Origin of the sequence: Actinomadura sp. 6K520 (assembly GCF_004349245.1) — a bacterium.
In the GTDB taxonomy this organism is placed as follows: domain Bacteria; phylum Actinomycetota; class Actinomycetes; order Streptosporangiales; family Streptosporangiaceae; genus Spirillospora.
This window is the reverse complement of the sequence record NZ_SMLC01000028.1, coordinates 37,047-61,064: the sequence shown is the minus strand read 5'-3', so window position 1 is coordinate 61,064 and position 24,018 is coordinate 37,047. Positions and strand designations below refer to the sequence as shown.

The 24,018-nt window shown below is 71.4% G+C and carries 27 protein-coding genes; 15 read left to right on the top strand and 12 right to left on the bottom strand.

The genetic code is table 11. From position 1 onward, the window contains the following. Positions 1-13: 13 nt before the first annotated feature. Positions 14-739 carry a class I SAM-dependent methyltransferase gene (locus tag E1289_RS10480; RefSeq protein WP_131978160.1) on the bottom strand — a complete coding sequence of 242 codons (726 nt, stop codon included), beginning with the start codon at positions 737-739 and terminating at the stop codon, positions 14-16. Between the two features lie 63 nt (positions 740-802). Beyond that, the gene (locus E1289_RS10475) at positions 803-1,228 is read right to left on the bottom strand and encodes an MmcQ/YjbR family DNA-binding protein (protein WP_131978157.1); all 426 of its coding nucleotides are present in this window, start codon (positions 1,226-1,228) and stop codon (positions 803-805) included. 74 nt (positions 1,229-1,302) lie between these two features. On the opposite strand from E1289_RS10475, the gene E1289_RS10470 reads away from it, so the two are divergent. Next, positions 1,303-2,493 carry a hypothetical protein gene (locus E1289_RS10470; RefSeq protein ID WP_165970418.1) on the top strand — a complete coding sequence of 397 codons (1,191 nt, stop codon included), beginning with the start codon at positions 1,303-1,305 and terminating at the stop codon, positions 2,491-2,493. Positions 2,494-2,609: 116 nt separating this feature from the next. On the opposite strand, the gene E1289_RS10460 is transcribed toward E1289_RS10470, so the two are convergent. The 3 genes from E1289_RS10460 to E1289_RS10450 form a co-directional block, all read right to left on the bottom strand. Next, positions 2,610-3,347: an alpha/beta hydrolase gene (locus E1289_RS10460; RefSeq protein ID WP_131978148.1), complete on the bottom strand. Its 738-nt coding sequence runs from the start codon at positions 3,345-3,347 to the stop codon at positions 2,610-2,612. Further along, complete coding sequence (locus E1289_RS10455; protein WP_131978145.1) at positions 3,344-4,309, bottom strand: alpha/beta hydrolase; 966 nt, start codon at positions 4,307-4,309, stop codon at positions 3,344-3,346. The genes E1289_RS10460 and E1289_RS10455 overlap by 4 nt, the downstream gene beginning before the upstream one ends. A 359-nt stretch (positions 4,310-4,668) precedes the next feature. Next, a complete protein-coding gene (locus E1289_RS10450; RefSeq protein WP_131978141.1) occupies positions 4,669-5,436 on the bottom strand; it encodes an aldo/keto reductase in 768 nt (255 codons plus the stop codon). 117 nt (positions 5,437-5,553) lie between these two features. Between E1289_RS10450 and E1289_RS10445 the strand changes: the two genes are divergently transcribed. Then, the gene (locus E1289_RS10445; RefSeq protein WP_131978138.1) at positions 5,554-6,273 is read left to right on the top strand and encodes a TetR/AcrR family transcriptional regulator C-terminal domain-containing protein; all 720 of its coding nucleotides are present in this window, start codon (positions 5,554-5,556) and stop codon (positions 6,271-6,273) included. 173 nt (positions 6,274-6,446) lie between these two features. Beyond that, a complete protein-coding gene (locus E1289_RS10440; protein WP_131978135.1) occupies positions 6,447-7,430 on the top strand; it encodes an NAD(P)-dependent alcohol dehydrogenase in 984 nt (327 codons plus the stop codon). A 32-nt stretch (positions 7,431-7,462) separates the two neighbouring features. Here the strand turns inward: E1289_RS10440 and E1289_RS10435 are convergent, their stop codons facing one another. The 3 genes from E1289_RS10435 to E1289_RS10425 all read right to left on the bottom strand — a co-directional run bounded on the left by E1289_RS10435 (position 7,463) and on the right by E1289_RS10425 (position 10,246). Then, the gene (locus E1289_RS10435; protein ID WP_131978132.1) at positions 7,463-8,410 is read right to left on the bottom strand and encodes a hypothetical protein; all 948 of its coding nucleotides are present in this window, start codon (positions 8,408-8,410) and stop codon (positions 7,463-7,465) included. Positions 8,411-8,509: 99 nt separating this feature from the next. After that, complete coding sequence (locus tag E1289_RS10430; protein ID WP_131978129.1) at positions 8,510-9,136, bottom strand: hypothetical protein; 627 nt, start codon at positions 9,134-9,136, stop codon at positions 8,510-8,512. A 147-nt stretch (positions 9,137-9,283) separates the two neighbouring features. After that, positions 9,284-10,246: an AraC family transcriptional regulator gene (locus E1289_RS10425; RefSeq protein WP_131978126.1), complete on the bottom strand. Its 963-nt coding sequence runs from the start codon at positions 10,244-10,246 to the stop codon at positions 9,284-9,286. A 116-nt stretch (positions 10,247-10,362) separates the two neighbouring features. Between E1289_RS10425 and E1289_RS10420 the strand changes: the two genes are divergently transcribed. Both E1289_RS10420 and E1289_RS10415 read left to right on the top strand, forming a co-directional pair. Next, positions 10,363-11,238 (top strand): NAD(P)H-binding protein, encoded by an 876-nt coding sequence (locus E1289_RS10420; RefSeq protein ID WP_131978123.1) that lies wholly within the window; start codon positions 10,363-10,365, stop codon positions 11,236-11,238. Next, complete coding sequence (locus E1289_RS10415) at positions 11,235-12,194, top strand: SDR family NAD(P)-dependent oxidoreductase (RefSeq protein ID WP_131978120.1); 960 nt, start codon at positions 11,235-11,237, stop codon at positions 12,192-12,194. The genes E1289_RS10420 and E1289_RS10415 overlap by 4 nt, the downstream gene beginning before the upstream one ends. A gap of 72 nt (positions 12,195-12,266) precedes the next feature. Here the strand turns inward: E1289_RS10415 and E1289_RS10410 are convergent, their stop codons facing one another. After that, positions 12,267-13,256 (bottom strand): hypothetical protein, encoded by a 990-nt coding sequence (locus E1289_RS10410; protein WP_131978117.1) that lies wholly within the window; start codon positions 13,254-13,256, stop codon positions 12,267-12,269. Between the two features lie 175 nt (positions 13,257-13,431). On the opposite strand from E1289_RS10410, the gene E1289_RS10405 reads away from it, so the two are divergent. The 7 genes from E1289_RS10405 to E1289_RS10380 all read left to right on the top strand — a co-directional run bounded on the left by E1289_RS10405 (position 13,432) and on the right by E1289_RS10380 (position 17,956). Beyond that, positions 13,432-14,652: an FAD-dependent oxidoreductase gene (locus E1289_RS10405; protein ID WP_131978114.1), complete on the top strand. Its 1,221-nt coding sequence runs from the start codon at positions 13,432-13,434 to the stop codon at positions 14,650-14,652. Positions 14,653-14,670: 18 nt separating this feature from the next. After that, positions 14,671-15,621, top strand: a complete 951-nt coding sequence (gene sigJ, locus E1289_RS10400; RefSeq protein WP_243712735.1) for an RNA polymerase sigma factor SigJ — start codon at positions 14,671-14,673, stop codon at positions 15,619-15,621. Continuing rightward, entirely contained in the window at positions 15,618-15,953 is a 336-nt protein-coding gene (locus E1289_RS10395) for a hypothetical protein (protein ID WP_207928894.1), read from the top strand. Before sigJ ends, E1289_RS10395 begins: the two co-directional genes overlap by 4 nt. Further along, the gene (locus E1289_RS38120; protein WP_165970417.1) at positions 15,937-16,113 is read left to right on the top strand and encodes a hypothetical protein; all 177 of its coding nucleotides are present in this window, start codon (positions 15,937-15,939) and stop codon (positions 16,111-16,113) included. Before E1289_RS10395 ends, E1289_RS38120 begins: the two co-directional genes overlap by 17 nt. Further along, entirely contained in the window at positions 16,089-16,526 is a 438-nt protein-coding gene (locus E1289_RS10390) for an amidohydrolase family protein (RefSeq protein WP_131978108.1), read from the top strand. Before E1289_RS38120 ends, E1289_RS10390 begins: the two co-directional genes overlap by 25 nt. Positions 16,527-16,637: 111 nt before the next feature. After that, entirely contained in the window at positions 16,638-17,321 is a 684-nt protein-coding gene (locus E1289_RS10385) for a helix-turn-helix domain-containing protein (RefSeq protein WP_165970416.1), read from the top strand. A gap of 92 nt (positions 17,322-17,413) precedes the next feature. Continuing rightward, positions 17,414-17,956, top strand: coding sequence for a dihydrofolate reductase family protein (locus tag E1289_RS10380; protein ID WP_131978102.1), 543 nt, complete (start codon positions 17,414-17,416; stop codon positions 17,954-17,956). A gap of 77 nt (positions 17,957-18,033) precedes the next feature. On the opposite strand, the gene E1289_RS10375 is transcribed toward E1289_RS10380, so the two are convergent. The 3 genes from E1289_RS10375 to E1289_RS10365 all read right to left on the bottom strand — a co-directional run bounded on the left by E1289_RS10375 (position 18,034) and on the right by E1289_RS10365 (position 21,241). Beyond that, positions 18,034-18,699, bottom strand: a complete 666-nt coding sequence (locus E1289_RS10375) for a GntR family transcriptional regulator (protein WP_165970415.1) — start codon at positions 18,697-18,699, stop codon at positions 18,034-18,036. 140 nt (positions 18,700-18,839) lie between these two features. Then, positions 18,840-20,381 carry an AMP-binding protein gene (locus E1289_RS10370; RefSeq protein WP_207928893.1) on the bottom strand — a complete coding sequence of 514 codons (1,542 nt, stop codon included), beginning with the start codon at positions 20,379-20,381 and terminating at the stop codon, positions 18,840-18,842. Between the two features lie 8 nt (positions 20,382-20,389). Then, a complete protein-coding gene (locus E1289_RS10365; RefSeq protein WP_131978095.1) occupies positions 20,390-21,241 on the bottom strand; it encodes a fumarylacetoacetate hydrolase family protein in 852 nt (283 codons plus the stop codon). A 171-nt stretch (positions 21,242-21,412) separates the two neighbouring features. On the opposite strand from E1289_RS10365, the gene E1289_RS10360 reads away from it, so the two are divergent. From E1289_RS10360 to E1289_RS10350, 3 genes are read left to right on the top strand one after another with little or no spacing between them, the layout of a single operon-like run. Beyond that, entirely contained in the window at positions 21,413-22,408 is a 996-nt protein-coding gene (locus tag E1289_RS10360) for an ABC transporter substrate-binding protein (protein WP_131978092.1), read from the top strand. 28 nt (positions 22,409-22,436) lie between these two features. Then, a complete protein-coding gene (locus E1289_RS10355) occupies positions 22,437-23,258 on the top strand; it encodes an ABC transporter ATP-binding protein (protein ID WP_243712734.1) in 822 nt (273 codons plus the stop codon). Beyond that, complete coding sequence (locus E1289_RS10350) at positions 23,251-24,015, top strand: ABC transporter permease (RefSeq protein ID WP_131978089.1); 765 nt, start codon at positions 23,251-23,253, stop codon at positions 24,013-24,015. The genes E1289_RS10355 and E1289_RS10350 overlap by 8 nt, the downstream gene beginning before the upstream one ends. Positions 24,016-24,018 lie beyond the last annotated feature (3 nt).

The window sequence follows — 24,018 nt, the reverse complement described above, 5'->3', positions numbered from 1 at the left end:
ACCCCACGGAGCCCTAACCCGGCCCGTCCGCCTCCTTGCGGGCCAGGACGAGGCGGTAGCGGGGGGTGCCGTCCGCGCGTCGGCCGAGTCTCGTCATGGGGGCCGTCGTGACGGTGAAGCCGGCCGCCGTCAGGTCGTCGCGGACCGCGCCCAGCGGGCAGGTGCGGTAGTACATGACGAACGGGGGACGCCAGACGGCGTTCCGGACGCGCATGGCCGCGTCGAACCCGAGCAGCGCCCAGTACTGGGCCGAGGCCAGGGGCGGCGGTGCGCCGAGCGGGAAGGCGAAGAGCCCGCCGGGGCGCAGCGCCCGGTGGACCCCGCTGAAGATCGCGGGCCGCTCGGCGGGCAGCAGGTGACCGAGCGCCCCGAAGGTGACGGCGAGGTCGAACTCCGCGGTGCAGGGCAGGGCCCGGACGTCGGCCCGCACCCACTCGGCGTCCGGGTGCGCCTCGGCGGCCCGCGCGAGCATGCCCCCGCTGAAGTCGACGCCCGTGATCCGTCCCGCGCACAGCGGTTCGAGGACCCGCATGCCCGCGCCGGTGCCGCAGCAGACGTCCAGCCCCGCGCCGAACGGCCCGAGCGGACGCAGCACGTCGGTGGTGGCGTCGAGGATGGCGTCCGGGGTGCGGAAGGGGGTGTGGTCGAACTTCGGGGCGAGCAGGTCGTAGCCGCGTTCGACCGAGGACAGCGCCTGGACGGCCAGCTCACGCAGCGACGGCCCCTGAGGCGAGAACATCGCCCGAGCCTATCCGCCGGCGAAGCCGGGACGGCCGCGGACGCCCTGCCCATGGGCCGGCGATCATTTCGGGGGATGGGCGTCGAGCCAGGCCGCGGCACGGCGGGCCGATGCGCGCGACAGCCATGCGTCCTGGACGATTTCCGCCAGCTCGTCCCTGGTGAGCTCGCCGATGCGGCTCCCCCGCAGCAGTACGGAAAGGTGGCCGTTGAAATGGGCGGTGGTGAAGAACGGTGACGTCCCGTCCTGGACCAGCGCCTGCTTGTCGTCCTCGGACGCGACCCAGAACACGATCACATCCGGATAGCGTTCTCCGGTCTCGGGATCGACGGCGTCCGGCCGCGGGGTGCGGAAGAAGACGAACGACTTCCCGCCCACCTGGTAGACCGGCCTGTCCTCGGTCCCCGGATAGATCGTGACGTGCGGCATGGCCAGCGCAAGCTCGTGAACGTCCTCGATCCGGGCGGGCCGGTTCTCGCCGTCGGACATGATCCCAGCGTAATGCCGATCCGGTCGCCCGCCGGGGGTTGTGGACGGGCGCCGATATCGGGACGATCATGCGCGTGCCGAGTGTCGAACGGGTGGAGCTGACCGGGCGGTGCGGGCCGCTGGCCGCGGCGGGGGCGGCGGGGCCGGTCTACGCACTGACCTCGTCGTCATCGGGGTCCGCCCTGTGCGCGGTCGGCCTGGACGGGCGGGTGCGGTGGAACCGTCCCGTGCACGCCCGGTCGGGCCTGATGCGTGTCGCGCCGGACGGGGGAGTGTGGCTGGCCGACGACGCGGCCCTCGTGGAAACGACGGCATCGGGTGCGCCGGGTCGGCAGGTGGCTCTCTCCCACGCGCCCGACGAGCGGATCGGAGAGTTCGTCGTCCTGGCCGACGGGTTCGTGGTGGCGTGGCAGAGCAAGCCGTACCACACCGCGCGCGTGGAACGCGTCAACGGATCGGGGGCGAGGCGCTGGTCGGCCGAGTTGCCCGATGCGCGCCTGTCTTACGAGGGCGTCGTCGAGATGAGCGCGGCGAACGACTGGGAGCCGGCCCCGATGGCGCCGTGGCGCCCCCGGGAGCTGTCTCCCGAGCGCCCCTCCGGCCTGCTGGTCTCGGCGGACCGGGTGCTCGCCACCTACCTCGACTGGTCCAGCGGTATCGGCATGGGCTACTGCCTCGACCTGGCGACCGGCGAACTGGTCTGGGTCACGCCGCCGCACCCGACAGGGGAACGGGCGATCGCCGGACCGGGCGCCTTCCTGGTCGGCAGCCAGGGATATGGCGCGTTCTCCACACGGCTGTACGACCGGGACGGCGCGACGGTCGCGGAATGGCCCAGCCACGGCCGCCTCCTCGTCAGCAGCCGCGGCAGAATCCGCGTCGTGGAGATGGCGAACGACTCCTCGCCGCAGCGAGTCCGGCGGCTGCACCGCGACGGCACCATGACCGACGGCCCCCTCCTATCGGGCTACTACACCGTCGGGCCGGCGCTGAGCGGCGACGGCAGGGCCGCGCTCTTCCGGGACGGCGAACTCCAGACCGTCGCCACCGACCTGTCCCTCCGCACCCTGTGGAAAGGAGAGGGGGAGGGCGTCGGACGGATGCTGCTGCTGGCGAGGGGACGGCTCTTCTTCGTCCTCACCACCGACTGGGCGAAGGGCGATGCCGAACTCGTGGTCGCCCACACCGACCTGCCCCCGCTGGACACCGGCGCATGGCCCTGCGGCGAAAGCAACCTCCAAGCCAACCCCGTCCCCCGCTGGTAACGGACGAGGGCAACTGACCGGCGCCGACCGCCGATGGGTGGCAGCGCACCATGGCAACAGGGCGCTACTGCACCGAGTCGACCCGCGTGCGGGCCTCACCGAAGCGGACTTCTCCCTTATCCACTGGTGGCTCGCGGACTAGTCCCGGCGGCTTCGAGGATGCAGTCGGTCACGGCGTCGGGCTGGGACACCGCGAGCGCGTGGGAGGCGCCCGCGATCTCCCGGGTGTCTCGCGAGGAGGCGCGTTCCGCCATGAACCGGTGGGCCTCGGCCGGGATGTTACGGTCCAGCTCGCCGAAGACGAACCAGGACGGCACGGTGCGCCAGGCGGCTCCGTCCGCGTCCACCTCGTCGGTCAGCGCCCGCTCGGTCACCGGGCGCTGGGTCGCCGCCATGAGGGCCGCCTCCTCGGCGGGGACGTCGGCGCAGAACTGGTGGTGGTACTTGTCGTCGTCGATCCGGAACTCGTTGCCTCCGGACGAGACCGGGTAGGTGACCAGCGTGCCGCCCAGGGTGCTGCCCTCGAACTTGCCGGAGAGCTGGAACGCGCTCTCCCCGGGCTCGGGGGCGAACGCCCCGACGTAGACCAGCGACCCGACGGCGGAGTCGCCGGCCGCCGCCCGGCTGATCACCAGACCGCCGTAGGAGTGGCCGACGAGGACGACGGGCCCGCCGATGCCGCCGATGACGTCGCGCACGTAGGCGGCGTCCCCCTCCAGGCTGCGCAGCGGGTTGGCCACGGCGACCGCGCGGAGTCCGCGGCCGGACAGGCGCCGGATGACGCCGTTCCAGCTCGCCGACTCGGCGAAGGCTCCGTGGACCAGGACGACGACGGGCTGACCGTTGCTGCTCATGAGCTGGCCTTTCCGGTGTGCAGGGCGTTCCTGAGCGCCGCGACCGCCTGGGTCACGGCGGCCCGCGTGGCACGGGTGCCGCTGAGCGGGTTGAGCATCATGAAGTCGTGGAGCGTGCCGTTGTAGCGGACGCTGGTGGTCGGGACGCCCGCCTCGGTGAGCCTGCGGGCGTACGCCTCGCCCTCGTCGCGGAGCACGTCGTTCTCGTCGACGACCACGAACGCGGGCGGGAGCCCGGCCAGGTCGTCGAGGCCGGCGCGCAGCGGGGACGCGGTCGGTTCGGCGCGCTGGGCCGGGTCGGGGGCGTAGGCGTCCCAGAACCAGGCCATGGCCGCGGCGGTCAGGTGCGGGCCGGCGGCGAACTCGCGGTAGCTGCCGGTGTCCTGGGCGGCGTCGGTGACCGGGTAGTACAGCGACTGGTGCGCGAACCGCACGTTGCCGCGCCGCTTGGCCAGGAGGGTCAGGGCCGCGGCCATGTTCCCGCCGACCGAGTCGCCGGCGACCGCCATCCGGGCGGCGTCCAGGTTCTCCTTCGCGCCGTCGGCGGTCAGGAACCGGGCGGCGGCGTACCCCTGCTCGATCGCGACCGGGTAGCGGGCCTCCGGTGACCGGTCGTACTCCACGAAGGCGACCGCCGCGTGGACCCCGGTGGCCAGCTCGCGCACCAGCCGGTCGTGGGTTCCGGCGTTGCCGAGGATCCAGCCGCCGCCGTGCATGTACAGCACGACCGGCAGGACCTCGCCGGCCGTCCCGGCGGGCCTGACGACGCGGACCCGCACCTCGCCGCCCTCGGCCGGCACGGTGAGCCACTTCTCGTCCACCTCGGGCATGGCGACGGGCGGGGCCTGGATGTCGTCCAGGACCTTGCGGGCGCCCGCCGGCCCCAGCTCGTACAGGAACGGCGGCTTGGCCGCGGCGTCGGCGAACTCCCGAGCCGCGGGCTCGAGCACGTTACCGCTCATGGTCACTTCCCCTTTCTCGATGGTGTGGCCGGGGATTTGCGTATTCCGCATCCCCCTCCCCAGGCGTCCGATGAACAACCCGTACTGTCATGCCGTTTTGCTTATGTAAAACGGCATGACATGGATGCATGGGACTTGCGAACCGCAGCTCAGAGGGGTTTCGGGAGGTCTGTGCATGACTCTTTTCGCGAGCTTGCCTGGGCAGGTAAAAGGGTCGGAACCGTTTCTTTGAACGGTTCCGACCCTGGATCTACTGTTCGTTCGGCGGCGCTATGGCCGCGCTTCAGGTAGGCGGCACGGCCGCCGGCCGAGCGCGCAGTGCCTCCGGCGGTCCCGGCGGCGACAGGCCCGCGGCGCGGTCAGGTGAGGGTGTCGATTGCGGCGACGTCCTCCTTGGTGAGGCTGAAGCCGTCGAGGTCGAAGTTGGAGGCGATGCGCTCCGGGCGTGCGGACCTGGGGAGGATCACGATGTCGTGTTCCAGGTGCCAGCGGAGGACGACCTGGGCGGGCGTGACCCCGTGCCGCTGAGCCATCTCGGCCAGGACCGGGTGGTTCAGGTCGGTGTTCTTCAGGCCGCTGTAGCCCTCGACGACGACGCCCCGGCGACGGTGCTCCGCCAGCAGGTCCGGGTCGTGCTCCGCCGGGCTCCACGGGATCTGGTTGACCGGCGGCTGCTGACCGGTGGCCTCGGTCAGCAGGTCGATCTGCGCCGGGCTGTAATTGCTGACCCCGGCGTTGCGGATCAGGCCCGCGTCCTTGGCCCGTAGCAGTTCCTCCCAGGTCGGGACGAGATCGTCCGGGCCGGTCGGCCAGTGGATCAGCCAGAGGTCCACGTAGCCGGTGCCGAGGTGGCGGAGGCTCGACTCCAGGGTCCTGCGGGCATGCCGCGCGTCCTGGGGGCGGAGCTTGGTGGTGATGAAGATCTGCTCCCGGTCGATGCCGCTGTCCTTCACGGCCCTGCCGACGTCCGCCTCGTTCCGGTACAGCGTCGCGGTGTCGATGTGCCGGTAGCCCACGTCGAGCGCCGCACGCACCGACTCGTACGCCGTCTTGGAGCCCAGTTGCCAGGTTCCGAAACCGATCATCGGCAGTACGGTGCCGCCGGGCAGGTTCACAGTCTGAGTCATACAGGGATTCTGCCCACCGGCCCGACGTCTGCGCGCGGTGCCGACGGCCGGTGCGCTGCCCGGGCCCTCGGGGGAGACTTACCGTGTACGGGTAAGGTGCGTCGGGAGGAAGATCCCATGAGCCCACCGACGACCGACGCCGACGAGCTGACCGAGCAGCCGCGCATCCCGCTGAACCGGAGGCGGGTGCTGCGCGCCGCCGTGCGGCTCGCCGACCGCGACGGCATCGACTCGCTGACCATGCGCCAGCTCGCGCAGGAGCTCGGGGTCGAGGCGATGTCGCTGTACCACCACGTCGCGAACAAGGAGGCCGTCCTCGACGGCGTCGCCGAGGTGGTCCTCGGGGAGGTCATCGCGGCGGCGGACGAGGTCGAGGCTCCGTCCCCCGAGACGGACTGGCGGGCGGCACTGCGCGCCCGGATCCTCGCCGCCCGGGAGGTCTTCCTCCGCCACGGCTGGGCACCGCGGGTGCTCGAAAGCCGTACCACCACGAATCCGCTGGTCATCGCCTACTACGACCGGGTCGTCGCCATCCTGCGGGCGGGCGGGTTCTCGTTCGAGCTGGCCCACCGGGCGCTGCACGTCCTGGGCAGCCGCGCCCTCGGGTTCTCCCAGGAACTGTTCCGGCCCGACGGCGCCCAGACCGCGGACGAGGAGGCCGCCGCGCTCATGGCGGAGCTGGCCGACCGGTTCCCGAACATCGTCGGGATGCTGGCGGACGCCGTCCATGACGACCCGGACGGCATCCTGGGCTTCTGCGACGACCAGTTCGAATTCGAGTTCGCGCTGGATCTGATCCTCGACGGGCTGGAGCGGCGCCGCGCCGCCGGTTCCTGACCTTCCCGAAGGCGCCTGAGCCCCGCGGGCGCCCCGCACTGCCGGTCACCGGCCGAGTCCGTTTCCGCTGCCGCCCTTGACCGCCTTACGGCGTACGATTACCTTACGAGATAAGAGAACCTTACGTCGTATGACGGCTGCGGCCGCCCCCCACCCCCCCGGAAGGACGTCCGATGAAAGCCTGGAGCTGGAACCGCTACGGACCGCCCGACGTCCTGCACCTCACGGACATGGACGAGCCCGGGATCGCCGCCGGGGAAGTGCTCGTCCGAGGCCGCGCGGTGTCCGTCAACCCCTACGACTGGCGCCACCTGCACGCCGACCCGAAGCTGGTGCGGCTGAGCGGGGCCGGGCTGCGGCGGCCGAAACCGGGCCTGGTCCTCGGCGCCGACCTCGCCGGAGTCGTCGAGCGGGTGGGCGACGGCGTGCCGGACCTGCGCGCCGGCGACGAGGTCTTCGGGGAGGTCCGGCTGGGCTCGTTCGCCGAGGCCGCCGCCGTCCCGCGGGACAGGCTGGCCGTCAAGCCCGCCCGCCTCACCTTCGAGCAGGCGGCGTCGGTGTCGATGGCCGCGACCACCGCGCTGCAGGGGCTGCGGGACGTCGGAAGGATCTCCGCCGGTCAGCGGGTCCTGGTCAACGGGGCCTCCGGGGGCATCGGCACGTTCGCCGTCCAGCTCGCCAAGGCGTTCGGTGCGGAGGTCACCGGCGTGTGCAGCACCCGCAACATCGACCTGGTCCGCTCCCTCGGCGCGGACCACGTCGTCGACTACACCCGCGACGACTTCACCGAACGAAAGGGGCAGTACGACCTGGTCATGGACATCGTGGGTGACCGCTCCCTGGCCCACCTACGACGCCCCCTGACCTCCAGAGGGACGCTCGTCCTCGTGGGCGGCATCGCCTCCGGCCGCGGCCGCCTGCTGGGCCCGGCGGCGCAGCAACTCCGCGGTGCCCTGCTCTCCCCCTTCGTCAGCCAGCGCATCGCCACCGTCCAGTGGAAACCCAACGCCGCGGACCTGCGCCTCCTGGCCGACCTCATGGAGAAGGAAGAGGTCACCCCCGCCATCGACCGGACCTACCCGTTCGCCGAGATCCCCGAGGCCCTGCGCTACATCGAACGCGGCCACGCCCGCGGCAAAGTCGCCATCACTCTCTAGCCCGGGGCGGCGAACGCGGCACGCGCCGCTCGTCAGCTCTGCTGGTACTCCACAGCGGCCAGCCCACATGGCGCGTGCAGGAACAGGTAGTAGGCGCCTTCGCCGTATTCATGCAGGTCGGCGCCGCCGATCAGGCCGACGTAGTCCATCGCCCTGTCGCAGTTCGGGCAGTCGCGGTAAGCGGGGCCCTGGATCCAGTCCGGGCATCCACCAAGGGTGGACCCCTCCCTGTTCCAAGCGCTGGAAAGGTAAGGCGTGGGCCGCCGTTCCCCCGGCGCGAACCCGACCAGCGGCGGCTCCTCGGGCCGCACGGCGGGAAGGAAGTCGGGGCGTACGTTGCGTGCGGACCAACGCGCGTCCCCGTCTTCGGTGACCTCGGCATAGGTGGTGCCGAAGCACGTGCAGAAGTGGCAGGTGACGATGCGCAGCCTCCCGCTCCAGCCGGTGTGCGCCAGCGCGGCACCGGCCTTCGCGTCGGCGGTGTCCACGTCCAGTGCGGTCCACAGCGGACTCGCACACCACGGACACGTTCCCTCCGGACGATCACCGCCCGGCCCCGGCACCAGGCGGTACGCGCTGGACCCGCAGAGTTCCCGGACGCCGTCCGCCGCCGGTTCCCAGCCGCCGTCGCGGGCCAGCGCCGCCGCGCCCCGCTGGAGAGGGTCGAAGTCCCCGGGCGGCGGAGCCTGCGTCCAGCGGCGGAACGCCTCCTCGACGACACGACCGCGCGTCTGCGCCAGCAGGTACCCCAGCATGGCCGGCCTCTGGTCCGCGCCCGAATCGATCCGGGCGACCACCTCGCGCTGGAAGTCCTCGTCCGCGCCGCGGTACAGGACCTCCGCTCGCCACAGCGCTCCGGCGTCCAGCAGCCGCAACAGGTACGGCGCCACCGCCGCCGGGCCGGCCGCCGCCAGATCGGCCAGTTCCTCCACGGCCGCGTCCTCGCCGGCTTCCACCCGGCCCACCAGCTCTTCGATCATCCCGCGACGCTATCCGACCCGTCATGGCGCCGGAAGGCCGCCCACACCCGGCCCACCGCCCGCTCCACCCGGAGGGGCCGTGGGTCCGGCGTTCGCCGGTCAGCCTCCTCGCGGACGCGTGGTGTGCCGGTCCTTCCCCGCCGTGGCTCCCGCCTTCTGCCGGCCGAGGTGGAAGTGGCCGCGTTTCCGCTGCGCCGGGACGGCCGTCGCCTCGCCGCCGTCGCCCGCGCCGGCGCGGTCATCGGCGAGATGGCGTTCCCGGTCCGCCCGCCGTGCCTCGCGGACGCCGATCACCAGGAACCGGCCCAGCGCCAGCCCCGCCAGCAGGACCATGACGGCGCCGAGGCCCTCGAAGAACGACATCTGCTCGGCGACCCGCCGTCCCTCGCCACCGAGAGGCGTGCCCATGCCCATGTTCCAGAGCGCGGCGATCGTGTTGCCGACGATGAACCACAGCCCGCCGAGTGCGGCGAGCCAGCCGCCGAACTGGGCGACGGGCCGGTTCGCCGTGGCCAGCAGGATCAGCCCGCCGAGCCCCACGGCGACCGCCGGCAGGATGGACAACACCAGCCGGTCGGCGGTGTAGACCCACGTCTCGTTCGGACTGAAGCCGAAGTTGAAGTACGGGCCGATGAACGGGATGAGCCCGCCCCAGATTGCCAGGAGCACCAGCAGCAGCCCGCTGAGCATGCCGCGGCTGCGGGGCGCTCGCATTGTCCCGGTCATGAGAATCCCCCCTGACCAGGTGATAGAGGATATTTCAGTCAGCCGTACCCGGTATGTCCGCCCCCAACCGGCCCGCCCGGCACCGCCGAGCCCGTCCAGGCGCAACTGGGCGGGCAGTACCTCCGGGGAGTAGTTGAGCAGGCCCGTTCAAGGCGCCGGTGGACCGTCGCCAGTGCCCCGGTCACCTGCGCGGTACTGCGTGGGCGACACCCCTCGGGTGCGCTTGAAGGCGACGCTCAGGGCGAAGGCGTTGGCGTAACCGACCCGGTGGGCGATCGTCTCGATGGTGAGGTCGGACGTCCGGAGCAGGTCGGCGGCGAGCGCCATCCGCCAGTGGGTCAGGTAGGTGATGGGCGGCTCGCCGACCAGCGCGGTGAAGCGGCGCGCGAAGGCGGCTCGGGAGCAGCCCACTTTCGCGGCGAGTTCGCCGACGCTCCAGGGGTGGGCGGGGTCGTCGTGCATGAGCCGCAGCGCGGGACCGGCCTGCGGGTCGCTCTGCGCGCGGTACCAGCCGGGGGCCTGCGCGTCCGGACGGGCGAACCAGGCGCTCAACGTGGCGACGAGTGCGATGTCGAGCAGCCGGGCCAGCACGATGTCCTGGGCCGGGCCGTCGCGGCCCACCTCCTGTGCCAGCAGGGCCATGACCGGGTTCTGGGCCTCCGCGGCGGGCACCAGCACGATGTCGGGCAACGCGTTGAGGAGTCGTTCGGTGACGTCACTGCTGATCTGGTAGGTGCCGCTGGCGACGATCGCCGAGCCGTCGCGGGTGTAGCCGCTGGTACGCGGTCCGAGTCGCAGAGCGGCGGTGATGTCGGTGCCGTCCACGCTGGTCAGGCGGTTGTCGTGGTGGACGATGACGTCAGGGACGGTGGCCGGGTCATCGCTGACGTTGTAGTGGCGCGGGCCCTTGATGATGGCCACGTCACCCGTGCGTATCAGTGTCGGTTCTCCGTGGTCCGGCACGATCCACGCGTGCCCCCGCAACGTGGTGGCCAGGGCCAAGGCGGCGCCGTCGGCGATACGCAATGCCCACGGGGGGTTCAGGATCGCCTGGCAGAACGCTGCGGTCCGTGCGCGGACGCCCTCCAGGAGGTCGCTCAGGGGGTCCACGTCCTCATCGTAGACGCGCGGACATGGATATGCGCCTCTCAGATATGTATCGCCTCACCCGGTGCCGCTTGGCTGGAGAAAGAGAGGAACCGAAGCGAGCACAGGAGAGAAGGACGATGTACACGATCACGGGAGTCACCGGGCATGTCGGATCGGTGGTCGCCCAGGAGTTGCTCGATCAGGGCGCACCGGTGCGGGCCGTGGTCCGCGACGCGGCCAAGGGGGCGGCCCTGGAACAGCGGGGAGCGCAGGTCGTGGTCGCCGACTTCGGCGATCGGGCGGCACTGGCCGAGGCGCTCCAGGGCAGCGCCGGGGCGTTCATCATGCTGCCGACCATCCCGGCCGCCGGTGACGCCGAGCATCGCGGGCTGGCCGATTCGATCGCCGGCGCGGTCGGCGACAGCGCTGTCGGCCATGCCGTCATGCTGTCCTCGATCGGCGCCGACCTCCCCGAAGGCACCGGGCCGGTCCGCTGGCTGCACCATCTCGAGAACCGGCTGCGCCGGACCGGCGTGCGGCTGACCGCGCTCCGGCCACCGCATTTCCAGGAGAAGGTCGAGACGGTCCTCCCCGCCGCGCTGGACGGCGGGATCTATCCCGTCTTCGGCGCGGACGCCGACGTCCGCACCCCGATGATCGCCACTCGCGACATCGGGAAGGTCGCCGCAGCGGCACTGCTGGCGCCACCGTCGACCAGCGAAACCGTCGACCTCCTTTCCCCCGAGTACACCGAACGGGAGGTCGCCGAGCGGCTGGCGGCCGTGCTCGGCAAGCCGCTCCAGGTGGTCACCATCCCCAAGGCCGGCTGGATCGACGCGATGCTCGACGCCGGCCTTCCCCTGCCGTTCGCACAGGAACTCGCGGCCCTGTACGACGCGGAACAACGCGGCCTGTTCCGCCCCCGAGGCGACCGCGAACTCGCGGGGAGCACCGGTATCGACGAGACGCTGCGCCATGTCGTCGAGGCCGCGACCCGGACGCCCGCGACATGACTCCGCCGACCCCCGCCACCGGTCCCGGAGACGGTGGCGGGGCCACGATCGTGATGACGGGCGGCACCTCGGGATTCGGGACGATCACCGCCCGGCGGCTGACGCACTCCGGCGACACCCGCCTGATCCTGGGAACGCGCCGGGCGGCACCGGTGGGCGACCCGATCCCGCTCGACCTGACGTCACTCGGCTCGGTACGCGCGTTCGCGGCCTCGACCCTCGAACGGCTCGGCGGCGCACAGATCGACGCGCTCGTCCTCAACGCCGGCGTCATCCTCCCCGACGTCACCGGCCGGACGGCCGACGGCTTCGAAACGACGTTCGCGGTCAACCACCTTGCGCACTACCTGCTGCTGCGACTGCTGTCACCCGCTCTCGCGGACCACGCGACCGTCGTCCTGACGAGCAGCGGCACGCACGATCCCGCCACCGGCGCCGGGCTCGCCACCCCGCGGCACGCGGACGCCGAACTGCTGGCCCATCCTGACCGGGACCCTGACCTGGCCCAGCGGCCGCGCACGGCGGGCCAGCACGCCTACACCGCGTCGAAGCTGTGCGCCGTCCTCACCGCACGGGCACTGTCCGGCCACCTCGACACTGGGCGCCGGGGCCTCACCGTGCTCGCCTACGACCCCGGTCAGGTGTTCGGCACCGGACTGGCGAACCACCTGTCGCCGCCCCTGCGGACGGCCTGGTCCCTGCTGGGCACCCCGATGCTCGGACGGCCCCTGCGCAGGCTGAACCCCGTGCTCAACAGCCGAACCGCCGCCGGTGAGGCCCTGGCCGACCTGGTCCTCGGCCGGTTCGCCACCCCCCCGGACGGCCACTCGTACGCCGCCCTGAGACAAGGCCGGCTCACCTGGACCGCCCCCTCGCCCCTCGCACGCAGCGACGAACTGGCCGGCGCGCTGTGGAACGACAGCGCCCGGCTCGTCGGGTTCCCGACCCGGGACTGACATCGGGAGGTGGCGGGATGCGCCAGGCGGATCGGCATCGACCCCGCCGAGGCGCTCCGGATCGTAGCGGCGTCACGGGACGTCGTGGAGGTTGAGCCGGTACCAGTTGCCGGACGTGAGGATGTGCAGGTCGGGGCCACGCCCGATGGCGAGCGCGTCGCCGGGGAGGTCCCGCCCGTTGGGGAGTACGACCCGGTACCGTCCGGTGCTCCGCATCCGGGCGCCGGTGAGTTGCCCGGCGGTCAGGCGGTTGCGGCCGGCGCTGTACAGGGCGATGCGTGAGCCGTCGGTAATGAGGGCGCTTGTGACGGTGCCGTCACCGTGCCAGCCGGTGAGGGCCCCGTCGTGGACGCGGACGATGGGGAAGCCGGAGTAGTAGCACGTCCAGGCGGTCTCGGCGTCGACGTTGAGTGCGTAGCAGTCGTCGATCACACCCCACGGGTTGTCGTTGGAGGGGAAGCGCCAGTCGGCTTTCAGGTCGGGGGAGAAGCGTGCGAGCCCGCAGGCGCCGACCGGTTCCCGGCCGTCAGTGCCGTCCCAGCCGAGGTTGCCGTAGACGCCCTCGTCGAAGTAGCCGACCCAGACGTGGCCGGTGCCGGTGGTGAAGACGTGCCCGATGCCGTCGCCGAGCGTCTCGGCGGCCAGCGCGGCTCCGTCGGCGGAGTAGATGATCGCGTTGCGGTCCGGGCCGTCCGGGTGCCGGCGGGCCCTGGCGCCCACGGCCAGGACCCGGCCGTCCGGCAGCGGCTGGACGGCCGGGTACGCGAGCGGGAAGTCGTGGAGCGTGGTCACGCCGGTCGGCGCCGGCGAGTGCACCGTCACGCGGGCGGTCACCGGGCGGGCGGCGCGAGGATCGGGGAAGGCGACACCGCCCGGCCCCGTCATCGATGACGTCAGGGCCCGCACGTCGGCGGCGGCCGTCCACAGCGCGATGACCTCACCGCCGGGACCGATCGAGGCGCTCACCCGTACATCGCCGCGCCGGGCCGCGGCGATGCGGGCGTGGTGACGTACGGGCAGGGCCGTTTCCTGCGCCGTGGACCGCCGTCTGCGCTTCTTCACCCCGTCACTCCACCACCGCGCCTCGGACGGCGCCAGCCCCGTTGCAGCCCCTTGATGACGGCCGGGCGCCGGGCTCCCGCCGCGCTGTGACCCACGCCATACGAAGTTCCTGTCAGGGATCGGGGCGCTGCTCCGCTCAAGTCACCGAGAGCAAGCGAATCGAGAGGAGCAGCGCATGAAGCACCGCATCGTCGTCCTCGGCGCCGGCTATGCCGGGGCCTACGTGGCCGGGAACCTGGCCCGCCGGCTGTCCCCGGCGGACACCGAGATCACCGTGATCAACGCCGTGCCGGACTTCGTCCAGCGGCAGCGGCTGAACCAGCTCGCGGCCGGCCGGGAGATCGAAGCGCCGGAGCTCACCGACGTCTTCGCGGGCACGGGGATACGACTGCGCCTGGCCCGTGTCACCGCCATCGACCCCGAACGCCGGGTCGTCACCGTGGCCGACGCCGACGGCGGCGCCGAGGTCGGCTACGACACGCTTGTGTACGCGCTCGGCAGCCGCGTCGCCGACCAGAGCGTCCCCGGCGTGGCCGAGCATGCCTTCGACGTCGCCGGACGGCCCTCGGCGCTGCGCCTGCGCGAGCGCCTGGACCACCTGGACGGGCGGGGCGGAGGCGGGAGGGTGCTGGTCGTCGGCGACGGGTTGACGGGCATCGAGACCGCCGCCGAGATCGCCGAATCCCGGCCCGGCCTGTCGGTGGCGCTTCTCGCCCGCGGCGAGCTGGGCGCCCGGCTCTCCGCCGGAGCCCGCGGCCACCTGCGCCGGGCCTGCGACCGGCTGGGAGTCACCGTTCTGGAGCACACCGGCGTCGAGGCCGTCGAGGCCACGCGGGTGCTGTGCGCCGACGGCACCGTCCTGGCGTCCGACGCGACCGTGTGGACGGCCGGGTTCGCGGTCAGCCCCATCGCCGCCGCCGGAGGTCTTGAGGTCACCGAGAACGGTCAGATCGTCGTCGACCGCACCATGCGGTCGGTCTCGCACCCGGACGTCTACGCCGTCGGCGACTGCGTCCACACCCTCGGTGACAACGGCCGGCAACTGCCGATGAACTGCGGTTCGGCCGGCTACACCGGCCGGCAGGCCATCGAGGCGATCGTGGGACGGCTGACCGGCCGCGAGATCGCGAACATCAAGCTGGTCTACCGGTACAACGCCATCAGCCTCGGACGGAGGGACGGAATACTGCAGCTGATCGACGGTGCTGCGCGGGCGAAGCCGAGGTACCTGGGCGGCCGGACGGCCGTGCGGGTCAAGGAGGGCATCCAAAGGGGGGCGCTGTGGGGCACCTCGCATCCCACGTTCGGCCTGCCCAAGCGCAGGCGCCGCCTGACCGCCGCGCCCGGTGCGGTCGCCGAGCAGGAGACCGCGTCCGCCGAGAAGTCGGCCGCGTAGCCGCCTAGGTTGGTCCACGTGGACGGCACCGCCACCGATCGCTTCGACACCGGCCGGTTCGAGGCCAGCCGGAACCGGCTGGCCGCACTGGCCTACCGGCTGCTGGGCTCGGCCGCCGACGCCGAGGACGCCGTGCAGGATGCGTTCCTGCGCTGGCAGGCGGCCGACCGGCGGCGGATCGAGGTGCCGGAGGCGTGGCTGACCAAGGTCGTCACCAACCTGTGCCTCGACCGGCTCCGCTCGGCGCGGGCCCGCCGCGAACGCTCCGTCGGCGCCTGGCTGCCCGAACCGCTCCTGGAGGGCGACCCGATGCTCGGCCCGGCCGACACCGTCGAGCAGCGCGAAGCGGTCTCCCTGGCCGTGCTGACCCTCCTGGAGCGGCTGGCGCCCCTTGAGCGGGCCGTCTACCTGCTGCGCGAAGCGTTCTCCTACGGCCATGCCGAGATCGCCGAGATCCTCGGCATCACCGAGTCCACCAGCCAGCAGCACCTGCACCGGGCCCGGCGCCGCATCACCGCCGCGCGCCGCCGCGGCGGCGAAGTCGACCCCGTATCCGCCCGCAGGATCGTCGAGGAGTTCCTCGCCGCCGCCTCCTCGGGCCGCACCGAACGGCTGATGGCACTGCTCACCGACGACGCGACCGCGATCTCCGACGGCGCCGGGCTGACCAGGACGCTGCTGCGCTACGACACTCCGCAGGGCATCGCCACCATCGCGCGGGCCGGCTTCCAGCCCGCATCCGCGAAACGGCGACTCGGCGGCACACCCGGCATCTACTACGCGCTCGTCAACGGCACCCCCGCCATCCTCTTCGTGCTCGGCGACCGGGTCGTCGGCGTCGTGGCGTTCGACATCACCGACGGCAGGATCGCGACCGTGCACGGCATCGCCGCCCCCGCCCGCCTGGCCCGCCTCACCGAAGCCTGGCGGCGGCACGAACCGGAAATGCCGCTCATCACCCGGTGGTGACCCCCGGCGCCGGCCGGGCCACACTGGAGATCGCCAACCCCGCGCAGAAGCGGCTCATCGACGAGGTGGAGGTGGGCCGCCAGGTCGCGCCGAAGTTCCGGGTCGCCTTCGAGGTCGGCGACACCCGCTCGGTCAACGACCGCCTGCTGGACGCGGGCGCCGCGTCCGTCGCCCCGCCCACCGTCACCCCCTGGCGGTCGCTCAACGCCCGGCTGGACGCGCCCGGCGACGTGCAGATCACGCTGTTCGAGGAACTGGACACCCTCGACGAGCGCAGCGCGCTGGACGGATTCGGCACCGAACAAGGACGGTCCGATGCCGCCGGAACCTGAACCCCTGCTGATCCGCGGCGCCCGCCTGCTCGACTCGACCGACCCGGTCGACGTCCACCTGGCCGACGGGCGGGTCGCCGCGATCGGCGACCGCCCCACCCCGCCCTCCGCGAAGCCCTCACCTCAGGCGCCGACGTGCTCGGCGGAGCCCCCGACGTAGAGGAGCCCCGCGACCGGCACCGGCACATCGACCTGCTCGTCGAACTGGCCGCGGAGACCGGCGCGGACCTCGACGTCCACTGCGACTACAGCTACGACCCAGGGCAGCGCGACCTGGAGAAGCTCGCACGCGAGACCGCGGAGGCCGGCCTCACCGGCCGCGTCCGCGCGGGCCACTGCTGCGCCCTCGACGCCTACGACGCCTCGGCCGCCGCCGAGGTCATCGATGCGGTCCTGGCCGCCCGCATCGACCTGTGCGTCTGCCCGATGGGCAACCTGCTCCTGGTCGGGGAGCCGTCCTCTCCCTTCGGCAGGGGCGTGGCCCGCCTCCACGCCCTGTTCGCCCGCGGCGTCACCGTCGCCGCCGGAGGCGACAACAAGAACGGACCACCATCAAGCGAGGCCGCGTGGTAGGCGGCGCCGACTCCTCCGTGTGGACGACCTGACCATCCGTCGCGGATGCTGTGGCATGGCTCGCGGGCACCGCGACGTGGCCGCGTCACCTAGACTCCAGCCGATATGGGGTTGATCTTCGATGAAGTCGCGGGCGATCTCCCCCTGGTGCAACGGGTGTGGTCGGCGCGCTGTGACGCCGCGACCGGCTTCACCTCGGTGGTCAAAGGCTCGTCCATGATCGCGTTCGCGCGGGCCGCCGACAGGCTGACGGTGCACCTTCGCGGACCGGAGACGAAGGCCACGCCGCTGATCTGCCCGGAGGGCTGCGAGTTCTTCGGTGTCGACCTGCGGCTCGGTGCCTATCTTCCGCTGTTCCCTCCCCGCGGTCTCGCCGACCTCAACGATGTCCTGCTGCCGACCCTGCACGGCGACCGGATCCTGCTGGACAACCGGGCATGGGAGATGCCGACCGAGCAGAACGTCGACGTCTTCGTCGACAGGCTGGTGCGGGCAGGTCTGCTGATCTTCGACCCGCTCGTCGACGAGATCCGGCACGGCGAGCGGCCACGCGCCCTGTCGCAGCGTATGGCGCAGATCCGGTTCCGCCGGGCGGTCGGGATCTCGCGCCGCAAGCTCGCCAGCATCGAGCAGGCACAGTACGCCGCGCGGCTCCTCACAACGGGGAGATCCATCGCCGACGTAATGACTACCGCCGGCTACTACGACCAACCGCAGCTCGCGCGGGCGATGCGGTGGGCCGTCGGCCACACCCCCGGTGAGTTGAGGTCCGGCGTCCCGTTTCTCGCGTTCTGATACCCGGCCATCGGCTCGCCGATGGCTTCGATCCGCCGAGGTTTCGCTTCGATACAAGACGGGCGGATCAGCCGGATGATTGCCTTCCCGGCATGCGAAAACTGATCGAATACGACCACCTCTCGATCGATGGAAGGCACTCCGGGGACGACTGGTGGGCCGCACAGATGAAGGTCCCCTCTCACGACAACCACATCGCCTACCAGCTCAGGCTGCTGGAGTCGGCGGCCGGCCTGGTACTGGGACGGGTGACCTACGAGAACTTCGCCGGAACGTGGCCGGACATGACCGGCGACCTCGCCGACAAGGTCAACTCGCTGCCGAAGCATGTCGCCTCCACCACGCTGACCGAGACCACGTGGAACGCCGAGGTGCTCGGTGGCGATGCGGTGGACGCCGTCGCCCGGCTCAAAGAGTCCGGCGACGGCACGCTGGTGAAGTACGGCAACGGCCCGTTCAGCCGGGCGCTGGCCGAGGCGGGTCTGCTGGACGAGCTCCATCTGGGCATCTCGCCATTCGTCGCCGGCTCCGGTGAGTCGCTGCTGTCCGGCATCAGCCCTACCGCCATGGACCTGGTGGGAGTGACCGAGATCGGCAACGGCGCGGTCGTGCTGGCCTATGCACTGAACCGGTAGCCGGACGCAGCGGAGATGACGGCCCGCTCACGGTCGACCGGGTGCGGGCCGTTGGCGAGCGGCTGTACGCGCTGGGATCACGGGTCTATCGCTGTTCCGCCGGCTTTGGCCATGGCCACGGCGATGGGGAGGGAGAAGGGGGCATGCCGCTCGGCGGTCATCAGGGCGATGGCCGTGCCGGCGATATGGTCGACCAGCAGGTCGCGGGCGCGGTGCCGGTCACGGGTCCGGCAGGCGTCCATCAGATTCCGGTGCTCCTCAAGTTTGGCCTCGAATTTGTCGCTGTCCTGTTCCTGGAACATGTAGGCGCGGTGGTAGCGCTCGGCGTGGTCGAAAAGCCGCTCCAGGTGGTCGCGCAGCCGCGGCCCGGCACCGGCTCGCAGGATACTGTGAAAGCGTCGGTGCGCCTCAGTGTCGCCGCCCGGGGCGGCGTGTTCGAGTTCCCATTCCATCTGCTCGAAGTCCGTGGCGCGCAGCATCGGGACGGTGAGCCAGATCGCCAGGCCCTCGCCCATGACGCGGAGCGAGTAGAGGTCGTCCAGGTCGTTCATGCTCAACGAACTGATTCTGACCGAGCGGTGCGGGCCGCTGTCCTCCACCAGGCCCTCGCTTTCGAGGAGGCGCAGCGCTTCGCGCAGTGGAGTGCGACTCACGGAGAGCTTGCGGCTGAGTTCGAGTTGGGAGATCTCGGCGCCGGGCGGAAGTTCGCACTCCAGGATGAGTCGCCGCAGGGTGTGATGCACGTTTCGTGTTCCCGCGCCTATTTTGTTTTCCGCGGAGCTTGTGCTCACGGGCTCGTACCTCGTTCAGATCCGCCGCTGGTTGAATTGCTGAAAGCAAAATTTCTTGTACACAGTGTCGCATGTATTGCAGCCAATTGCGGTCACACCTTGCGCTCTCGGCCGCGCCAGTATGCGTCGCGCAACTCTCGTTTAAGTACCTTGCCGACCGGTGACCTGGGCAGCTCGCGAAAGATGACCTCTTTGGGCGCCTTGACGCCGCCGAGGCGGTCTTTGCAAGCCGCGATGAGCTCGGCCTGATCGGCGTTCGCGCCGGCCTTGAGTTCGACGACGGCCGTCACCCGCTCGCCCCACTTGTCGTCGGGAAGGCCGATGACCGCGCAGTCCCGGACGGCCGGATGGCCGAGGATCACCTGCTCCACCTCGCTGGGGAAGACGTTGAAGCCACCGGAGATGATGAGGTCGCGTTTGCGGTCGACGATGTAGAGGTAGCCGTCGGCGTCGAGGTGCCCGACATCGCCGGTGGCCAGCCAGTCTCCGGGTAGCCGGACGCCGGCGGTCTGGTCGGCGGCCCGGTGGTAGCCCTTCATCCGCAGTGAGCTGCGTACGACGATCTCGCCCCGCTCACCCGTGGGCACCGGGGCGTTCTCGTCGTCCACGATGGCCACGTTGGCGACCAGGGTGGGCCGGCCGCAGCTCGCCAGGCGGCCGCGCAGCCGGGGCTCGGCCAGCGCCGCCGCGTGCTCGCCGGGGCCGAGGAACGTGCACATCATGGGCAGTTCGGTCTGCCCGTAGAACTGGGCCATCACCGGGCCGAAGACCTCCATCGCCTCCTCCAGCTTGGTCACCGACATGGGAGCCGCCCCGTACAGGAAATAGCGCAGGCTCGACAGGTCGCGGCGAGTTGCGTCCGGGTGGTCCAGCAGGGCGTAGATCGCGGTCGGCGGCAGGAAGAGCCGGGTCACCGCGTTCCGCTCGATCGATTCGAGTATCTCGCCGGGCGCGACCCCGTCGTGCACGATGTTGCGCCCACCGGCGGCGAGGACGGGGAAGACCAGTGTCCCGGCGGCGTGCGTCATCGGGGCGGCGACGAGGTGGACGGGGTCGTGTTCGGGCAGGTGCGCGTTGAAGGCGTGGATCATCGTCTCGAAGGCCCGGTTGGGGACCTCGACGGCCTTGGGACGTCCCGTGGTGCCACCGGTGCCGAAGTAGCCGGCCACCGCCTCGGGGTCCAGCGGCGGCAGCGGCACGCGAGTGCCGGGCGGGGCGAGCCAGCCCTCCGGCCGGTCGATCGGGACGGCGCGGCCGAGCGTTTCGACCTCGCCGCGGATCCGGTCGGCGACCTCGGCCAGCTCGTCGGAATGCAGCAGTGCCCGCGCTCCGACGAGCCGCAGCAGCCCGATCAGGTCCTGCGGCCTCGCCCGCGCGTTGAGCGCCACCCAGGCGCAACCGGCGCGCAGCACGCCGAGGACGATCGGGAAGAGATGCGGGGCGTTGGCGCTGAGCACGGCGACCGGCGTGCCCTGCCCCATCCCGTCGCGGTGCAGTGCCGCCGCGACCCGGTGGGTGATGTCGTCGGCCTCCGCGTATGTCAGTGCTTCGGTGCCGTCCGGGCGGACGAAGGCGATGCCGTCCGGGTTGATCAGGACGCCCCTGTCGAAGAACTCGATCACCTGCATCGGCATGCGCTCCTCTAGCGGCCCGCGGGGGCGGGTGTGGGCGCGACGCAGCGGTTGACCAGCTCGCCGAGGCCGTCGATACGCGAGGTGACCGTCTGGCCGGGCGCGAGGTACACGGGGGGCTTGCGGGCACCGCCGACGCCGCCGGGCGTCCCGGTGGCGATCAGGTCGCCGGGCACCAGCGTGATGAAGGAGCTGATGTAGGAAATGATCTCGGCGGCCGAGAAGACCAGTTCGCTGGTGACCGACTTCTGCATCACGTCATCGTCCACGGCGCAGGTGAGGACGCACGCCCGCGCGTGTCCCACCTCGTCGGGCGTGACGAGGTAGGGCCCGACCGGGGTGCTGGCCTCGAACGTCTTGCCCTGCAGGAACTGCGACGTGCGGAACTGCCAGTCGCGCATGCTGATGTCGTTGACGATGGTGTAGCCGGCGATCGCGTCCCATGCTCGGTCGGCGCGCACGTCCCGGACGGTCTCGCCGATCACCACGCCCAGTTCGACCTCCCAGTCCACGGCGTCGGAGCCGGTCGGCAGCGTGATGTCGTCGTACGGGCCGATGAGGCTGCGGGCGTACTTGGCGAAGATCGTCGGGTGCTCCGGCGGCTCGGCCCCCACCTCGGCGATGTGGTCGCGGTAGTTGACTCCCACGCACAGGATCTTCTCGGGGTGCGGCGTTACGGGCGCGAGGTCGGCCCCCGACGCCGGCACGGGACGACCGTCCGCTCCCTCGGCCCGTTCCCGCCAGCCCGGACCCGAGGCGAGCAGTGCTCCCACGTCCTCGTACGGCAGCAGCGTGATCCGGTCCTCGTCGAGCCGTCCCGCGGCGGTCGCGCCCTCGTCCAGCCGAATAGTGCCTAGTCGCACGCCCAGTCCTCTCGTCACCGGCAACTCACACCGAGTCTGTACATCCTCGCGCTGTAACTGTACATTCAAAACTCAAAGTTGGATACAACTACTCCTTAGATGTAGCCAACCCCGAGGGGAAGGGTGGTGGTGGCGGTGGTCCTCTCCGGAAGAACCGGGCGGAACGGTGTCATGGCCGGAGTCGTGCTGGGTGCCCTGCTGATGGCGAGCGTCAGCTGCGGCGGTGCCGACGGGGCCGGCGGGAAGCCGCTGACGAAGGTGACCTATCGCGGCCCGTTCGTGACGAGCGGCGGTGACGCGCCCCTGTACTACGCCGACAAGCTCGGCTACTTCGAGGAGGAGGGCCTGGACGTCGAGATCCGCGACAGCAAGGGCTCAGGGCAGACCATCACCGACGTCGGCAACGGCGGATCGGACTTCGGCATGGCCGCCGCGACCAACCTGATCATGGCGATCGGGCAGGGACAGCAGCTCACCAGCGCCGCCACCTACCTGGGCCGGAGCAGCTTCGGGTTCTTCGTGCCCAAGGATTCCGGCATCACGTCGATCAAGGGCCTGCGCGGCCGGTCCGTCGCGGTCTCCGCGCTGGTGGAGCAGAACATGTACGCGGCGCTGACGGCGGCGGGCCTTTCCAAGTCCGATGTCGAGGTGGTCGTCGCGGACGCCAACGCACTGGTCACGACCTACGTCAGCGGCAAGGTCGACGCCATGTACACCGTCCGGTACTTCGTGCCGCAGACGCAGCGGCGACCGGCGGAGGTCCTGATGCAGTCGGACGTCGGCTTCAACCCGCCCGACTACGTCCTGGTGGTCACCAGGGAGACGCTGCGGGACCGGCCGCAACTCGTCCGCGCCTTCGCCCGTGCCACGCTGCGCGGCTTCCAGGCGGCCAAGAAGGACCCCGACGCCGCCATCAAGGCGATCACCGCCGAGCACCCCGAGCTCAATCCCCGGCAATCGCTCGGCACGCTGAAGTCCGTCCTCGACTTCATGTGCTCGCCCGCGCAGAGCGGCCGGCCCTATGGGGAGAACGCGCCGGACGACTGGACGGGCGCCGTCGAGGGCCTGAAGCGGACCGCGGGCCTGCGCGGCCCGGAGGACGGGCGGAAGTACTTCGACAACAGCCTGTTCGCGAAGGGGGACGGCCTTGGCACCGGCACGTGCTGACCTGCGCCGGCCGGTCGGTGGAGACGGTGTGAGCGCCCGTGCCCTGCAGGTCGCGGGCCTGACGAAGGAGTTCCCCTCCGACGACGGGACGATCGTGGCGCTGGCCGGCGTCGACCTGACCATCGCCCCGGGTGAGTTCGTCAGCGTGCTCGGCCCCAGCGGCTGCGGCAAGAGCACCATGATGACGATCATGGCCGGGCTCGACGCCCCCACCGGAGGCCGGGTGACGCTGGGGGACCGGCCGGTGACCGGGCCACTGCTGGAGGCGGGCGTGATGTTCCAGCGCGACCTGCTGCTGGACTGGCGCAGCTGCGAGGACAACGTCCTGCTGCAGTTCCAGATGCGCGGGCTGGCCACCGCCCCCCATCGGGAGCGGGCCCGGGAGCTGCTGGAGATGGTGGGGATGGCGCGATTCGCCCGGCGGTACCCGCGGGAGCTGTCCGGCGGCATGCGGCAGCGGGTGGCGATCTGCCGCGCGCTGGTGCATCGGCCGCCGCTGCTGTTCATGGACGAGCCGTTCGGTGCGCTGGACGCGCTCACCCGGGAGGGCCTCAACGTCGAGCTGGGCGAACTCGCGGCGCGGGCGGGGACCTCCGTGCTGTTCGTGACGCACGGAATCGACGAGGCCGCCTTCCTCGCCGACCGGGTGGTGGTGATGTCGCCGCGGCCGGGCCGCATCGTCGGCGAGGTGCGGATCGACCTGCCGCGCCCCCGGCCGATCGAGGTCCGGGAACATCCGGAGTTCGTCAGGTACACCGGCCGGCTCCGCCGCATGCTCACCGACGGGCGACAGGAGGAGGCGGCGGCGAGGCTGCGGGCGGACGGCACCGAGGAGGCGTCCGATGCCTAGGATCGCGCGACGGCTCGGCGAGCTGACCGCCTTCTGGTACGCGCTGGCGGTCGTACTCGTCGTGGTGGTGTGGCAGGGGATCGTGCTGCTCGGCCGGACGCCGGACTACCTGCTGCCCACCCCGGCACAGGTGGCCGAGGCGGTGTCGACCTATCGCGAGCCACTGCTGCGGGAGAGCTGGGTCACGCTGCGCGGGGTCCTGCTGGCCTTCGGGGTCTCGGCCGTGCTCGGTGTGGCGATCGCGGTGCCGATGGCGTTCTCCCGCGCGGTGGAGCGGCTGGGCTATCCGTTGCTGGTGATGAGTCAGGCCGTGCCGAAGGTGGCGCTCGGCCCGCTGTTCATCGTGTGGTTCGGCTTCGGGCTGATGACCAATGTGCTGATCGCCGTGTCCGTCGCCATCTTTCCGATCATCGTCAACACCGCGCTGGGCCTCACCTCGATCGACCCCGACCTGGTCAAACTGGGCCGCTCGATGGGTGCGTCCCGCTGGCGGCTGTTCCGCCTGCTGCGCCTGCCCGGCGCGTTGCCGAGCCTGCTGGCCGGCCTCAAGGTCGCCATCACCTTCGCGGTGATCGGCGTGGTCGTCGGCGAGTTCATCGTCGGCGGGTCGGGGCTCGGTTACCTGACGATCTCGGCGAGCGGCAACCAGAACGTGCCGCTGCTGTTCGCCTGCATCATCAGCCTGGCCGTGCTCGGGGTCCTGGTCTTCGCCGCCGTCGACCTCCTCGAACGCATCGCACTGCGCAGACATCCGTGACGA